General features: G+C 73.9%; 15 protein-coding genes. 6 read left to right on the top strand and 9 right to left on the bottom strand.

The genetic code is table 11. From position 1 onward, the window contains the following. Nucleotide 1 precedes the first annotated feature (1 nt). Nucleotides 2–1,693: a ribonuclease J gene (locus tag FB458_RS15680; RefSeq protein WP_246061279.1), complete on the bottom strand. Its 1,692-nt coding sequence runs from the start codon at nt 1,691–1,693 to the stop codon at nt 2–4. Between the two features lie 58 nt (nt 1,694–1,751). Beyond that, nucleotides 1,752–2,666: a 4-hydroxy-tetrahydrodipicolinate synthase gene (gene dapA, locus FB458_RS15675; protein ID WP_141849320.1), complete on the bottom strand. Its 915-nt coding sequence runs from the start codon at nt 2,664–2,666 to the stop codon at nt 1,752–1,754. Nucleotides 2,667–2,847: 181 nt separating this feature from the next. Here dapA and FB458_RS15670 point away from each other — a divergent pair, with 181 nt between their 5' ends. The 3 genes from FB458_RS15670 to FB458_RS15660 are packed head-to-tail and all read left to right on the top strand — an operon-like array spanning nt 2,848 to nt 4,856. Next, nucleotides 2,848–3,657 (top strand): thymidylate synthase, encoded by an 810-nt coding sequence (locus tag FB458_RS15670; protein ID WP_141849319.1) that lies wholly within the window; start codon nt 2,848–2,850, stop codon nt 3,655–3,657. Then, complete coding sequence (locus tag FB458_RS15665; RefSeq protein ID WP_141849318.1) at nt 3,654–4,133, top strand: dihydrofolate reductase; 480 nt, start codon at nt 3,654–3,656, stop codon at nt 4,131–4,133. The genes FB458_RS15670 and FB458_RS15665 overlap by 4 nt, the downstream gene beginning before the upstream one ends. Before the next feature lie 54 nt (nt 4,134–4,187). Further along, nucleotides 4,188–4,856, top strand: coding sequence for an SDR family NAD(P)-dependent oxidoreductase (locus FB458_RS15660; RefSeq protein WP_141849317.1), 669 nt, complete (start codon nt 4,188–4,190; stop codon nt 4,854–4,856). Between the two features lie 3 nt (nt 4,857–4,859). On the opposite strand, the gene paaE is transcribed toward FB458_RS15660, so the two are convergent. The 5 genes from paaE to paaA are packed head-to-tail and all read right to left on the bottom strand — an operon-like array spanning nt 4,860 to nt 8,651. Then, on the bottom strand, nt 4,860–5,984 hold the full coding sequence (gene paaE, locus FB458_RS15655; RefSeq protein ID WP_141849316.1) for a 1,2-phenylacetyl-CoA epoxidase subunit PaaE: 1,125 nt from the start codon (nt 5,982–5,984) through the stop codon (nt 4,860–4,862). Between the two features lie 4 nt (nt 5,985–5,988). Next, a complete protein-coding gene (paaD, locus tag FB458_RS15650; protein WP_141849315.1) occupies nt 5,989–6,507 on the bottom strand; it encodes a 1,2-phenylacetyl-CoA epoxidase subunit PaaD in 519 nt (172 codons plus the stop codon). Then, nucleotides 6,501–7,274, bottom strand: coding sequence for a 1,2-phenylacetyl-CoA epoxidase subunit PaaC (gene paaC / locus FB458_RS15645; RefSeq protein WP_141849314.1), 774 nt, complete (start codon nt 7,272–7,274; stop codon nt 6,501–6,503). Before paaC ends, paaD begins: the two co-directional genes overlap by 7 nt. Then, nucleotides 7,271–7,561, bottom strand: coding sequence for a 1,2-phenylacetyl-CoA epoxidase subunit PaaB (paaB, locus tag FB458_RS15640; protein ID WP_141849313.1), 291 nt, complete (start codon nt 7,559–7,561; stop codon nt 7,271–7,273). The genes paaC and paaB overlap by 4 nt, the downstream gene beginning before the upstream one ends. Then, nucleotides 7,551–8,651, bottom strand: a complete 1,101-nt coding sequence (gene paaA / locus FB458_RS15635) for a 1,2-phenylacetyl-CoA epoxidase subunit PaaA (protein ID WP_141849312.1) — start codon at nt 8,649–8,651, stop codon at nt 7,551–7,553. The genes paaB and paaA overlap by 11 nt, the downstream gene beginning before the upstream one ends. 108 nt (nt 8,652–8,759) lie before the next feature. On the opposite strand from paaA, the gene FB458_RS15630 reads away from it, so the two are divergent. Beyond that, nucleotides 8,760–10,751: an HNH endonuclease signature motif containing protein gene (locus FB458_RS15630; RefSeq protein WP_141849311.1), complete on the top strand. Its 1,992-nt coding sequence runs from the start codon at nt 8,760–8,762 to the stop codon at nt 10,749–10,751. Nucleotides 10,752–10,787: 36 nt separating this feature from the next. On the opposite strand, the gene FB458_RS15625 is transcribed toward FB458_RS15630, so the two are convergent. Further along, nucleotides 10,788–11,282: a hypothetical protein gene (locus FB458_RS15625; RefSeq protein WP_141849310.1), complete on the bottom strand. Its 495-nt coding sequence runs from the start codon at nt 11,280–11,282 to the stop codon at nt 10,788–10,790. A 35-nt stretch (nt 11,283–11,317) separates the two neighbouring features. Here FB458_RS15625 and FB458_RS15620 point away from each other — a divergent pair, with 35 nt between their 5' ends. After that, on the top strand, nt 11,318–11,899 hold the full coding sequence (locus tag FB458_RS15620; RefSeq protein ID WP_141849309.1) for a GNAT family N-acetyltransferase: 582 nt from the start codon (nt 11,318–11,320) through the stop codon (nt 11,897–11,899). Between the two features lie 13 nt (nt 11,900–11,912). Here the strand turns inward: FB458_RS15620 and FB458_RS15615 are convergent, their stop codons facing one another. Next, nucleotides 11,913–12,206 carry a TFIIB-type zinc ribbon-containing protein gene (locus FB458_RS15615; protein ID WP_141849308.1) on the bottom strand — a complete coding sequence of 98 codons (294 nt, stop codon included), beginning with the start codon at nt 12,204–12,206 and terminating at the stop codon, nt 11,913–11,915. Nucleotides 12,207–12,284: 78 nt separating this feature from the next. Here FB458_RS15615 and FB458_RS15610 point away from each other — a divergent pair, with 78 nt between their 5' ends. After that, nucleotides 12,285–13,130 carry an alpha/beta hydrolase gene (locus FB458_RS15610; protein ID WP_141849307.1) on the top strand — a complete coding sequence of 282 codons (846 nt, stop codon included), beginning with the start codon at nt 12,285–12,287 and terminating at the stop codon, nt 13,128–13,130. The last annotated feature ends 4 nt before the right edge of the window (nt 13,131–13,134 follow it).

Here is a 13,134-nt window from a genome sequence, read left to right as displayed (position 1 = left end):
CTCAGGCCTCGATGACGACGGGGATGATCATCGGCCGGCGGCGCAGCTTGCCGCCGACCCAGCCGCCGATGGTGCGGCGCATGACCTGCTGGAGCTGGTGCTCGTCGCGCACGCCGTTGCCGGTCGCCTCGGCCAGGGCCTGCTCCACCTTGGGGATGACCTGGTCGAAGACGGCCTGGTCCTCGGCGAAGCCGCGGGCCGTGATCTCCGGGCCGGCGGCGATCTTGCCGGTGGCCCGGTCGATGACCGCGATGCAGGTGATGAAGCCCTCGTCGCGCAGGATGCGGCGGTCCTTGAGCAGCGCCTCGGTCGTCTCGCCGACGGACGAGCCGTCGACGTAGATGAAGCCGATCGGGACCTCGCCGACGAGCCGGGCCCGCCCCTTGACGAGGTCGACGACGCCGCCGTTCATGGTGACGAGCACGTTCTCGCGCGGGACGCCCGTCTTGACCGCGAGGTCGGCGTTGGCCACGAGGTGGCGCCACTCGCCGTGGACCGGCATGACGTGCTTCGGCTTGACGATGTTGTAGCAGTAGAGCAGCTCGCCGGCGCTGGCGTGACCGGAGACGTGCACCTTCGCGTTGCCCTTGTGGACGACGGTGGCCCCGAGCACCATCAGGCCGTTGATGACCCGGTAGACGGCGTTCTCGTTGCCGGGGATGAGCGAGCTGGCCAGCAGGACGGTGTCGCCCTCGCCGACGTCGATCCGGTGGTCGCGGTTGGCCATCCGGGACAGCGCCGCCATCGGCTCGCCCTGGCTGCCCGTGCAGACGAGGACGACCTGGTCGTCGGGCAGGTCGTCGAGCTTCTTGACGTCGACGAGCACGCCGTCGGGCACGTACAGGTAGCCCAGCTCGGCGGCGATGCCCATGTTGCGCACCATCGACCGGCCGACCATGGCGACCTTGCGGCCGTTGCGGGCGGCGGCGTCGAGGACCTGCTGGACGCGGTGCACGTGCGAGGAGAAGCAGGCGACGATGACGCGGCGGCGGGCGCCCCGGAAGACCGTGTCGATGGCCGGGGCGATGTCGCGCTCGGGGGTGGTGAAGCCGGGGACCTCGGCGTTGGTCGAGTCGGTGAGGAAGAGGTCGACCCCCTCCTCGCCGAGCCGGGCGAACGCGCGCAGGTCGGTGAGCCGGCCGTCGAGCGGCAGCTGGTCCATCTTGAAGTCGCCGGTGTGCAGGACCGAGCCGGCCTTCGTGCGGACCATGACGGCGAGCGCGTCGGGGATCGAGTGGTTGACGGCGACGAACTCGAGGTCGAAGACGCCGAGCTTCTCGCGCTGCCCCTCCTTGACGCCGAGCGTGTACGGCTTGATCCGGTGCTCGCGCAGCTTGGCCTCGATGAGGGCCAGCGTCAGCTGCGAGCCGATGAGCGGGATGTCGGCCTTCATCCGCAGCAGGTAGGGCACGGCGCCGATGTGGTCCTCGTGCCCGTGGGTGAGGACGATCGCCTCGACGCGGTCGATGCGGTCCTCGAGGTACTCCAGGTCCGGGAGGATGAGGTCGACGCCGGGGTGGTGGTCCTCGGGGAACAGGACGCCGCAGTCGATGACGAGCAGGCGGCCCTGGGTCTCCAGGACGGTCATGTTGCGGCCGACCTCCCCGAGGCCGCCGAGCGCGACGACGCGCAGGCCTCCGTCGGGCAGGGCGGGGGGAAGGGGCACGACGGTGTCGCGCGGTGAGCTGCTCAAGGGTGGTGACTCTCTCTGTCGAGGTCGGGGCCCGGCGGTGCCGGGCGTCGGGCTGGTGTCAGGGGGCGGCGGCCAGGCGCGCGGTCGACGCCGGGAGCGCGGCCAGCGCCGCGCGCAGCCGCGCGAGGTGCTCGGGGGGCGAGGTGACGAGCGGGAGGCGGACCGCGGGCGAGCCGATGAGGCCGAGCTCGTGCAGGGCCGCCTTGGCCATGATCGCGCCCTGGGAGGTGAACATCACGGCGTCGACGACGGGGATCGTGCGGCGGTGGATCGCGACCGCCTCGGTGAGGTCGCCGCGGTCGACGGCGGCGAGCATGGCCGCGTACTCGTCGCCGAGCACGTGGGTGGCGACGCCGACGTAGCCCACCGCCCCCTGGGTGAGGTGGGCCAGGGTGAGGACGTCGTCCCCGCTGTAGTACTGCAGGTCGGTGGCGGCCATGACGTGGGTCGAGGCCCACAGGTCGGCCTTGGCGTCCTTGACGCCGCGCACCCGCGGGTGCTCGGCCAGGCGCAGCAGCGTCTCGGTCGTCATCGGCACCCCGGACCGGCCGGGGATGTCGTAGACCATGACCGGCAGGTCGGTCGCGTCGGCGACCGCCTCGACGTGCCGGGCGATGCCCTCCTGGGTGGGCTTGCTGTAGTACGGCGTGACGACGAGCAGGCCGGTCGCGCCGGCGTCCGCCGCCTGGCGGGCGCAGTGCACCGAGTGGGCCGTGTCGTTGCTGCCGACCCCGGCGACGACCGCGCCGCGCTCGCCGACGACCTCGACGGCGGCCCGCAGCAGCGCGACCTTCTCCTCGTCCGACGTGGTCGGTGACTCCCCCGTCGTGCCGCTGACGACGACGCCGTCGTGACCGTGCGCGAAGAGGTGCTCGACCACGCGGCGGAACCCGCCGAGGTCGAGGCCGCCGTCGTCCTCCATCGGGGTGACGACCGCCGTGAGCGCGCGACCGAAGGCGGGAGCGGTGGGCATGCCCCCAGCGTATCCGGGGCGTCGTACGGCTCCGGACATGCGTCGTGGCGCTGCCCGCTCGGGGGTTCAGGCAGCGCCACGACTGGCTCTACTGTGCCACGGGCCCGCGGGGAGTCCAACTCGGGCGGGCGGACCGGGCGAGCCCCCGGGCCGGGCACCGGGTGTGCGGTAGGTTCCGGACGTGCGTCAGTACCTCGACCTGCTCGACCGCGTCCTCACCGAGGGCGTGGAGAAGTCGGACCGCACGGGTACGGGGACGCTGAGCGTCTTCGGGCACCAGATGCGCTTCGACCTCTCCGAGGGCTTCCCGATCGTCACGACGAAGCGGGTCCACGTCCGCTCGGTCGTCGGCGAGCTGCTGTGGTTCCTGCGCGGCGACACCAACGTGCGCTGGCTGCAGGAGCGCGGCATCACCATCTGGGACGAGTGGGCCGACGCTGACGGCGAGCTGGGACCCGTCTACGGGCACCAGTGGCGCTCCTGGCCGACGCCCGACGGACGGCACGTCGACCAGGTCGCCAAGGTCGTCGAGTCGATCCGCACGAACCCCGACTCGCGCCGGCACATCGTGTCGGCGTGGAACGTCGCCGAGGTCGACGACATGGCCCTCCCGCCCTGCCACACCCTCTTCCAGTTCTACGTCGCGCCGGGGCGCGACGGCGGTCGCGGGCGGCTCTCCTGCCAGCTGTACCAGCGCTCGGCCGACGTCTTCCTCGGGGTGCCGTTCAACATCGCGTCGTACGCGCTGCTCACCGAGATGGTCGCCCAGGTGTGCGACCTCGAGCCCGGCGACTTCGTCCACACCCTCGGCGACGCGCACCTCTACCTCAACCACCTCGACCAGGCGCGGCTCCAGCTGAGCCGCGAGCCGCGTCCGCTGCCGCAGCTCAAGCTCGCGTCAGGCAAGGCGCTGGACGGCTTCGACCTCGGCGACGTCGAGCTGGTCGGCTACGACCCGCACCCCGCGATCAAGGCGCCGATCGCGGTATGACCGCCGTCTCGCTCATCGCCGCGGTCGCCCGCAACGGGGTCATCGGCGCCGACGGCACCATGCCGTGGCACCTGCCCGAGGACCTCGCGTACTTCAAGCGCACGACGATGGGCCGCACCGTCGTCATGGGGCGCCGTACGTGGGACTCGATCGGCCGTCCGCTCCCCGGCCGGCGCACCATCGTCGTCACGCGCCAGCTCGGCTGGCTCCAGCCGGGCGTCGAGACGGCGCACTCGCTCGTCCAGGCGCTGTCGCTGGCCGGGCCCGAGGGCGAGGTCTTCGTCGCCGGCGGCGGGCAGGTGTACGGCGAGGCGATGCCCTGGGCGCAGCGGATGCTCATCACCGAGGTCGACCAGCTGCCCACCGGCGACGTCCGCTTCCCGCGGATCGACATGGAGCAGTGGGACGAGACCGGCCGCGACGCCCACGAGGGCTACGCGTGGGTCACCTACACCCGGCGCGGCCGCGCGTCCTGAGGCGCCCTGCGCCTCGGGGCGTCGGCGGCGCGGGTCTCGGGTAGGGACCCGCGCATGACGACGTTCACCATCATCGGCGCCGGGCGCGGGCTCGGCGCGGCCGCCGCCCGCCGCTTCGGTCGCGAGGGGTTCTCCGTCGCGCTCGTCTCGCGCCACCGCGGCCGGGTCGACGCCCTCGCCTCCGAGCTCGAGCAGGACGGGGTCACCGCGCACGGCTTCACCGCCGACGTGCGGGACCCGGCCAGCCTGCGGCACACCCTCGAGGAGGTGGCCGAGAGCGTGGGGCCGATCGAGGTCCTGCAGTACAGCCCGTTGCCGCAGAAGGACTTCATGCGCCCGGTGCTGGAGACGACCCCCGAGGACCTGCGCGGGCCCGTCGAGTTCTCGATCTACGGGCCGGTCGCCGCGGTCCACCAGGTCCTGCCGGGCATGCGCTTCCTCGGCGAGGGCGCCTCGCCGTCCATCCTCTTCGTCAACGGGGGCTCCGCGGTGACCCCGGGCCGCACGGTGACCGGCACGTCGATCGCCTTCGCCGGGCAGCGGGCGTGGATCGACCTGCTCCACGAGGAGCTGCGACCCGAGGGCATCCACGTCGCCCAGCTCGTCATCGGCGGGGCCATCGTCGAGGGGGACGAGGAGAAGGACCCGGCCGTCCTCGCGGAGCGGCTGTGGGCGCTGCACACCGGGCGGGACCAGGTGCGCGACCAGGTGTCCGCGGACTGACCGTCAGGCGTCGTAGTCGAGGCGGACCCGGTCGGTGACCGGGTGCGCCTGGCAGGTGAGGACGATGCCGGCGGCGACCTCGTCGTCCTCGAGGGCGTAGTGCCGGTCCATCGTCACCTCGCCCTCGACGAGGCGGGCGCGGCAGGTGCCGCACACCCCGCCGGTGCAGCTGTACGGCGCGTCGGGGCGGGCGCGTAGGGTCGCGGCGAGGACCGTCTCCTCGCGCGAGCGCATCGGCACGTCGGTGCTGCGGCCGTCGAGGGTCACGGTGACGACGGCGGCGGGCGGGGCGCCGTCGTCGACCGGCTCCGGCGCTGACGGGCGGGCCGGGGCGTCGTCGGCGTGGAAGATCTCGTGGTGGACGTGGTCCCTGGCGGCGCCGCGCTCGGCGAGCACGTCCTGGGCGGTCGTGACGAGGCCGAGCGGCCCGCACAGCCACCACTGCGTGTCGCCGTCGGTCGGGACGAGGGTGTCGAGGATCCGGGTGAGGCGCTCGCGGTCGAGCCGGCCGCTGAAGAGCTCGACGTCCTGCGGCTCGCGGCTGAGGACGTGGACGAGCTGGAACCGGCCGGGGTGGGCGTTCTTGAGGTCCTCGAGCTCCTCGAGGAACATCACCGTGTCGGTGCGCCGGTTGCCGTAGAGCAGCGTCGCCCGGCTGAGCGGCTCGTCGGCGAGGGCGGTCTGCAGGACGGCGAGCACCGGCGTGATCCCGGAGCCGGCGGCGATCGCGACGTGGTGGCGGGCCTGCTCGGCTCGCGGCTCGAGGACGAAGGTGCCCAGCGGCGGCAGGACGTCGACCTCGTCGCCGACCTGAAGGACCCGGTTGAGCCAGGTCGACATCCGGCCGCCGGGGACCTCGGCGGAGGCGACGCGCAGGGTCTGCCCGACCGCCAGACCCGTTGCGGGCAGGGGCCGCTCGCAGATCGAGTACGACTGGCGCACCTCCTCGCCCGCGATGGTCGCCCGCAGGGTGAGGTGCTGACCGGCACGGAACCGGTAGTCGTCCCACAGCTCGCGGGGGACGGCGAAGCGGACCGCGACCGAGGCGTCGGTGAGCCGCTCGACCTCGGTGACGCGCAGGCGGTGGAAGGTGGCCCGCGCGCGAGCGGGCTTGTCCAGCAACGGCATCGGATCAGATCGCCTTGAACTCGTCGAAGGGCTCGCGGCACGCGAGGCAGCGCCGCAGGGCCTTGCACGCGGTCGAGCCGAAGCGGGAGAGCTCCTCGGTGTCGTGCGACCCGCAGTGCGGGCAGGCGACGACCCGACGGGTGAGGTGCAGCTCGACGGGGCTGCGGCCGTCGCGGTGGGCGGCGGGACCGGGCGGCGCGATCCCGAAGCGGCGCAGGCGTTCCCGGCCGGCGTCCGACATCCAGTCCGTCGTCCACGGCGGGTCGAGGCGGGTGACGACGTCGACCTCCCACCCGGACCGGCGGGCGACGTACGTGAGGTGGGCGGCGATCGCCTCGGTGGCCGGGCAGCCGCTGTACGTCGGCGTGACCGTCACCGTCGCGCGGCCGGTGGCCTCGTCGGCGGCCACCGAGCGGAGGATGCCGAGGTCGCCGACGGTGAGGACGGGGACCTCGGGGTCGGGCACGTCGCGCAGCGCGGCCTCGAGCTCGGCGGGGCTGGTGCGGGTGGTCGTGGTCACCAGGTCGCCCCGGGGTGCGAGCGGGCGAGGTACTGCATCTCGGCGAGCAGGCTGCCCATGGGGCGGGAGTGGATGCCGCGGCGACCGTCCTTGGCGCGCCAGGCGCCCGGCTCGGGGCGGGTGAGGCCGGCGGAGTGCAGGACGCGGTCGACGCGCCGGACGACGTGCTCGCGCAGCTGCGACGGGAGCGGGCCGCGGTCGGCCTCCGGGACGGCGAGGACGGTCTCGTCGTCGGTGAACAGCTCGTCGACGTACGGCGCCACGCGGTCGAGGGCGGCCTGCATGCGCCGGTGCGACTCGTCGGTGCCGTCACCGAGGCGGACGACCCACTGGGCGGCGTGGTCGACGTGGTAGCCCAGCTCCTTGACGCCCTTGGCCATGACGCCGGCGAGGACCGGGTCGGACGCGCCGGCGGAGAAGAGCTCGAGGCGGGTCGTGGAGAACCACAGCAGCCGGGCCATCTCGTCGGCGAAGTCGCCGCGCGGCTGCTCGACGAGGTGGACGTTGCGCCAGTCGCGCTCGTCGCGCCACATCGCGAAGTCGTCCTCGCCGCGGCCGGTGCCGTCGAGCTCGCCGACCCGGGGGTAGAGCGCCCGGGCCTGGCCGAGCAGGTCGAGCGAGACGTTGGCCAGGGCCATGTCCTCCTCGAGCTGCGGGGCGTTGGTCAGCCACTCCCCCAGGCGCTGGGCGTAGACCATCGCGTCGTCGGCGAGGCCGAGGAGGTAGGCGGCCGTCGCGGGGTCGGCGGGGGTCGTCGTACGGGAGGTCACAGGTACTCCACGTCGTCGGGGACGTCGTAGAAGGTGGGGTGCCGGTAGACCTTGTCGGCGGCCGGGTCGAAGAACGAGTCCTTCTCCCCCGGGCTGCTCGCCGTGATGTCGTCGGAGCGGACGACCCACAGCGAGACGCCCTCCTGGCGGCGGGTGTAGAGGTCGCGGGCGTTGCGCAGCGCCATCGTCGCGTCGGGCGCGTGCAGCGAGCCGACGTGGACGTGGCTGAGGCCGCGCTTGGCCCGGACGAAGACCTCCCACAGCGGCTGGTCGCGCTCAGGAGGCACGCACGACCTCCTGCTGGTCCTGCTGGACCTGCTGGCGGGCCTCGTGCTTGCGGGCGTGGGCGAGGGCGGCCTCGCGGACCCAGGCGCCGTCGTCGTGGGCGCGGCGGCGGTGGGCGATCCGCTCGGCGTTGCACGCGCCGTCGCCGGCGAGGACGGCCTTGAACTCTGACCAGTCGATGGCGCCGAAGTCGTGCTGCTGCCGCTCCTCGTCCCAGCGCAGGTCGGGGTCGGGGATGCGGACGCCGAGCCGGTCGGCCTGCTGCACCATCATGTCGACGAACCTCTGACGCAGGTCGTCGTTGCTGAACCGCTTGATGCCCCAGGCCATCGACTGCGCCGTGTGGCCGTTGCTCGCGGCCTCGCCGGAGTCGTGCGGGCCGAACATCATCAGCGCCGGCCACCACCAGCGGTCGACGGCGTCCTGCGCCATCTGCTGCTGCGCGGGCGTGCCGCGCATGAGCGTCCAGAGGATCTCGAAGCCCTGCCGCTGGTGGAAGGACTCCTCCTTGCAGACGCGGATCATCGCGCGGGCGTAGGGGCCGTAGGAGCACCGGCAGAGCGGCACCTGGTTCATGATCGCCGCGCCGTCGACCAGCCAGCCGATGGCGCCGCAGTCGGCCCAGGTGAGGGTGGGGTAGTTGAAGATCGAGGAGTACTTCTGCTTGCCCTCGTGGAGCATCTCCAGCAGCTCGCCGCGGTCGACGCCGAGCGTCTCGGCGGCGGAGTAGAGGTACATGCCGTGGCCGGCCTCGTCCTGCACCTTGGCGACGAGGATCGCCTTGCGGCGCAACGAGGGAGCGCGCGTGATCCAGGCCCCCTCCGGCTGCATGCCGATGATCTCGGAGTGCGCGTGCTGCGCGATCTGGCGCACGAGCGTGCGCCGGTAGGCCTCGGGCATCGCGTCCCGCGGCTCGATGCGCTGGTCGGCCGCGATGAGCTCCTCGAAGGAGGCCTCTCGCTCGGCGCGGTCCGGAGCCTGCTGGGCGGCCCGCACGGCGGCGTCGTACGCGCTCGTCTCGGCCGCGTTGAGCGGCTCGTCGGGGGTGGGCGGTCCGGTGACGACGTCGTCGACCGTCTCGGTGCCGTACATGCCTCGAGTATCCCTCCTTCCCCGACGTCAACACCGCATCGGAGGCCTTGTGGGGTAGGTCGCACTCCGGTAGACTTCGAACATACGTTCGAACCCAGGGGGGTGAGCATGCCGTCAGCAGCGGTCGAGAGTCCGGCCACGGACGGCGCCGCCGGGCCCGTCTCCTGGGCTGTGCTCGCCCAGGAGGTCGCCGACGGTCTCCTCTCGCCGTGGTCGGTGGCACCGACCCTGGGCTCGTACGACGACGCCGCCCTCCTGGCGCTGCCGCCGGCCGAGGCGGTGGCGGTGGTCGAGCTGTGCCGACGGTTGTCGGCGGTGGTCGACGCGGCGCAGGTGGCGGCGATCGAGGCGCTCGCGCGGCGGGACGAGGAGGCGGTCGAGGCGCTGGAGGAGCAGTGGGCGGCGGACCGGCGCGAGCGGGGGCTGGACGGCGCTCCGCAGCGTCTGCGGGGAGCACTGTCCGCGCACGAGGACACGGCGGCGACGTTGCTGCCGGTGCTGCAGCTGTCGCCCCGGGCGACCGAGGGCGTGCTCGAGGACGCGCGGATGCTGGTCGGGTCGTTGCCGGAGACGTTCGCGTTGGCCCGGGCCGGGCGGCTGTCGGGGCACCATGCGCGGGTGGTGGCCGGGCAGGCGCAGCTGGTCGCGGTGGACAAGCGGGGGGAGTTCGACCTCGTCGCGGTGCACCCGGAGCTGGGGAAGCGGCGCTACCGGCGGCGGCTGCCGGACCTGGCCACGCCCGCGCTGCGGCAGCGGGTCGCGCAGGTCGCCGCGGACGTCGACCCGGACGGTCTGCGCCGGCACACGGCCGCGGCGCTCGAGGGCCGGCACGTGCGGGTGCGGGCCGGGCTCGAGCCGGGGGTGTCGTCGTGGTCGGCGGTGCTGCGAAGCGAGGACTCGTTGGCGATGTGGGCGGTGATCGACGCCCTGGCGGATGAGTTCCTGCGCGCCGACGAGACCGCCGCCTCGTCCCGGCTCCGCGACCCCGACCAGGTGGGAGACCAGGTGGCAGACCAGGTGGGAGACCAGGTGGGAGACGAGGCGGGACACGAGGTGGGACACGAGGTGGGACACGGCGGGCCGCGGTCGGAGGCGGACGACGGGACCCGTCCGCGTCGGCGCGGTGTCGAAGCCGCTCGGGCCGACGCGCTCGTGGCGCTGGTCCTGGGCCAGGCCACGGTCACCACCACCGTCGACCTCACCGTCCCGCTGGTCGACTGGCCCGTGTCCCCGGGCGCCGCCGCCGACGACGCCGCTGCTGTGCCGGTCGAGGTGCCGGCCGACGACTCGATGGAAGGGCCGGTCGACGCGAGCGCGCACGACCTCGCCGCCCGGGACCTGGCCGCCCGAGTCCACGCCCTGCTGCGCGATCCCGTCCTGCGCGACCGCCTGGTCCTGGAGGACGAGGACGCCGTTGTCCACGGCGTCCCCGTCGTCCGGGCCCGCGCCCACCTGCGGCTGGTGAGCGACCGTCCCACCTCCCCGGGGACGGACGCGGACGACGAGGCCGACCGACGGGGCAGACCACCTGCGCCTGCCTCAGCGCCTGCCTCAGCGTCGCCCTCAGCGCCGCCCTCAGCGCCGCCCTCAGCGCCTGCCTCAGCGCCGCCCTCAGCGCCGCCCACAGCGTCGCCGTCGATCCGTACGGCGCTGCCCTGGCTCGTCGGGGTCGAGCACCCCCGCGTGGGCGTCCTGCTGCCCGACGCGATCGTCCGGCTCCTCGCCGACCCCGACACCCGCCTCCGCCTGCACGGCGCCCACCCCGACACCGGCACCCTGACCACCCACGACCCCACCACCTACCGACCCGGCGCCGCCCTGGCCCGCGCCGTCCGCGCCGTCCGCGCCCGCGACGGCCACTGCCGCTTTCCCGGCTGCACCACCACCGCCACCCGCTGCCAGCTCGACCACGTCCAGCCCTACCCGACCGGGCCCACCACCGCCACCAACCTCGCCGCCCTCTGCACCGGCCACCACCGCCTCAAGACCCACACCCCCTGGCGGTACGTCCTGCACCCCGACGGCACCTGCACCTGGACCTCACCCCTGGGCCACACCTACGACACCCACCCCGACCGACCCACCGACCGCGCCGCCTGACGACGGGGCCCGGGTGCGTCTGCCCAGCTGCGGCCCTCAGCCGGTGGGACCGCCGGTGGGACCGCCGCTGGACGTCGTCGAGTCCCCGGTGGGGTCGGTCTTGGAGTCGATGTACCACCGACCGTCGATCTGGACGAGGTCGATGTCGGTGGCGAACCCCTCCGGCAGGTCGGTGATCTGCGACTGCCGCACGGTGGCCCGGTTGCCGTTCACGCTCGCCCCGGAGACCACGGCGTTCTTCAGGGCCGCGATGTCCTGCTGGTCGGACAGGCTGCCGAGGACCTTCTGGAACCCGAGCGTGCACTGCTCGAGGGCGACCCCCTCCAGCGGTCGGCCGTTGGTCGACACCACCGCGCACGCGCCGTCCGCGTCCTTGTCGCCGAGCGCGTGGAAGAACGTCGTCACCGCCGCCCGCGGCGAGTCGGCACCGGGCGTGGGGCTGCCGCACCCGGCCACCAGCACGGCTCCGGCGGCCACGACGGCGACGGTCCCGAGGCGGGCCGTGCGCAGGAGCGGGAGGACGGGGCTCACCCGGCCATCCCACCACGCGGTGCTTGGATGGCACGGTGAACGCCGACCACGACCACCCGCACGGCCACGCTCACGGGAGCGGACCGGTCGCCGACGCGAGCGTGCGGCTCGCCCGCCCGGCCGACGCGCCGGCCGTCGGGGTGGTCCAGGCCGCGGTGTGGGTGCAGACGTACGGCGCCCTGCTGCCACCGGAGGCCCTCGGGGACCTCCAGCCCCCAGCCTTCGCGCGGGTGTGGCGCGAGTCGCTGGAGCACCCCCCGAGCGCGCGGCACCGGCTGCTCGTCGCCTGCGCGGGCGAGCAGGTCGTCGGGATGGCCGCCGTCGGACCCGGCGAGGACCCCGACGCGGGCTCCGACGACGCCGAGCTGCTCGTCCTCGGCGTGCACCCCGGCGCCCGCGAGCAGGGCCACGGGTCGCGGCTGGTCAACGCGGCCGTCGACACCGCCCGGGGAGCCGGCGCGACCGTGCTGCGGGCCTGGATCCCGGACCCGGCCGTCGCGGTCCGCCGCTTCCTCACCGCCGCCGGCCTCGAGCCGGACGGGGCGTTCCGCGACCGGGTGATCGGTCCGAGCGACACCGACGTCCTGCGCGAGCTGCGGCTGTCGTCGGCCATCTGAGCCGGACGGGGCGTCAGTCGTCGAACAGCTCGGAGAGGAACGAGTTCTTCTTCCGGCCGTGGCGGTACCGGTCGTCGTGACGACGGTCGTCGTACCGCGGCCGGTCGTCGTGCCGACCAGCGTCGCCCGGGATCGAACCGGCGTGCCACGCCTGCTCGGCGGCGACGAGCGCCTCGAGCTCGCCGCGGTCGAGGAACAGGCCGCCGCAGCCGGTGCACTGCTCGACGAGCACCCGGTTGCGTTCGTAGGAGCGCATCGGTGCCGCGCACTTGGGGCAGGTGGGCGACGTGGCGTCCTGGGGCGTCATACGGGTCCAACGCCGTTGTCCGTCAACGAGTTCCACGACGCGACCGGGTCTGTCGGCCCCCCGGTCTAGGGTGACGCCATGACGACGACGTCCCCGACCTCTCCCGACGACCTCACCGCGACGACCTTCGAGCTGGCCGGCCACGCCGGCGCGCTGCACGGCAAGGCGTGGGAGGGCATCGACCCGACGTACGTCGTCCTGCTCGTGCACGGCTACGGCGAGCACGTGGGCCGCTACCAGTGGGTCGCCGAGAAGCTCGTCGCCGACGGCGCCGCCGTCTACGGGCTCGACCACCTCGGGCACGGCCGCAGCGACGGCGAGCGCGTCCTGGTCGCCGACTTCGAGCCCGTCGTCGACGACGTGCACCTGCTCTTCGAGCGGGCCCGCGCCGAGCACCCGCAGCTGCCGGTCGTCCTGCTCGGCCACTCGATGGGCGGGATGATCGGGGCGCGCTACGCCCAGCGGTACGGCGCCGAGCTGGCCGCCGTCGTGCTCTCCGGTCCGGTCATCGGCCGCTGGGACGCCGTCGAGGCGCTGCTCGGCGCCGACGAGATCCCCGACGTCCCCATCGACCCCGACACGCTCTCGCGCGACGCCGCCGTCGGGCAGGCGTACGTCGACGACGAGCTGGTCTGGCACGGGCCGTTCAAGCGACCCACCCTCGAGGCCCTGCACCGCGAGATCGGCCTCATCACCGACGCCGGACGCGTCGATGCCGTCCCGGTGCTGTGGCTCCACGGCGAGGACGACCAGCTGGTGCCGATCGAGCCGTCCCGCGGCGGCTGGCAGCACCTGGCCGGCGACCGGGCCGAGCAGAGGTCGTACCCGGGCGCCCGCCACGAGATCCTCAACGAGACCAACAAGGAGGAGGTCCTCGGCGACGCGCTCGGGTTCGTCCACCGGCACCTGCCGGCGGCCGGCTGACCGC

The sequence above is a fragment of the Lapillicoccus jejuensis genome, assembly GCF_006715055.1.
Lineage (GTDB): Bacteria > Actinomycetota > Actinomycetes > Actinomycetales > Dermatophilaceae > Lapillicoccus > Lapillicoccus jejuensis.
The sequence above is the reverse complement of the archived record's forward strand: the minus strand, read 5'-3'. Positions and strand labels throughout refer to the sequence as shown.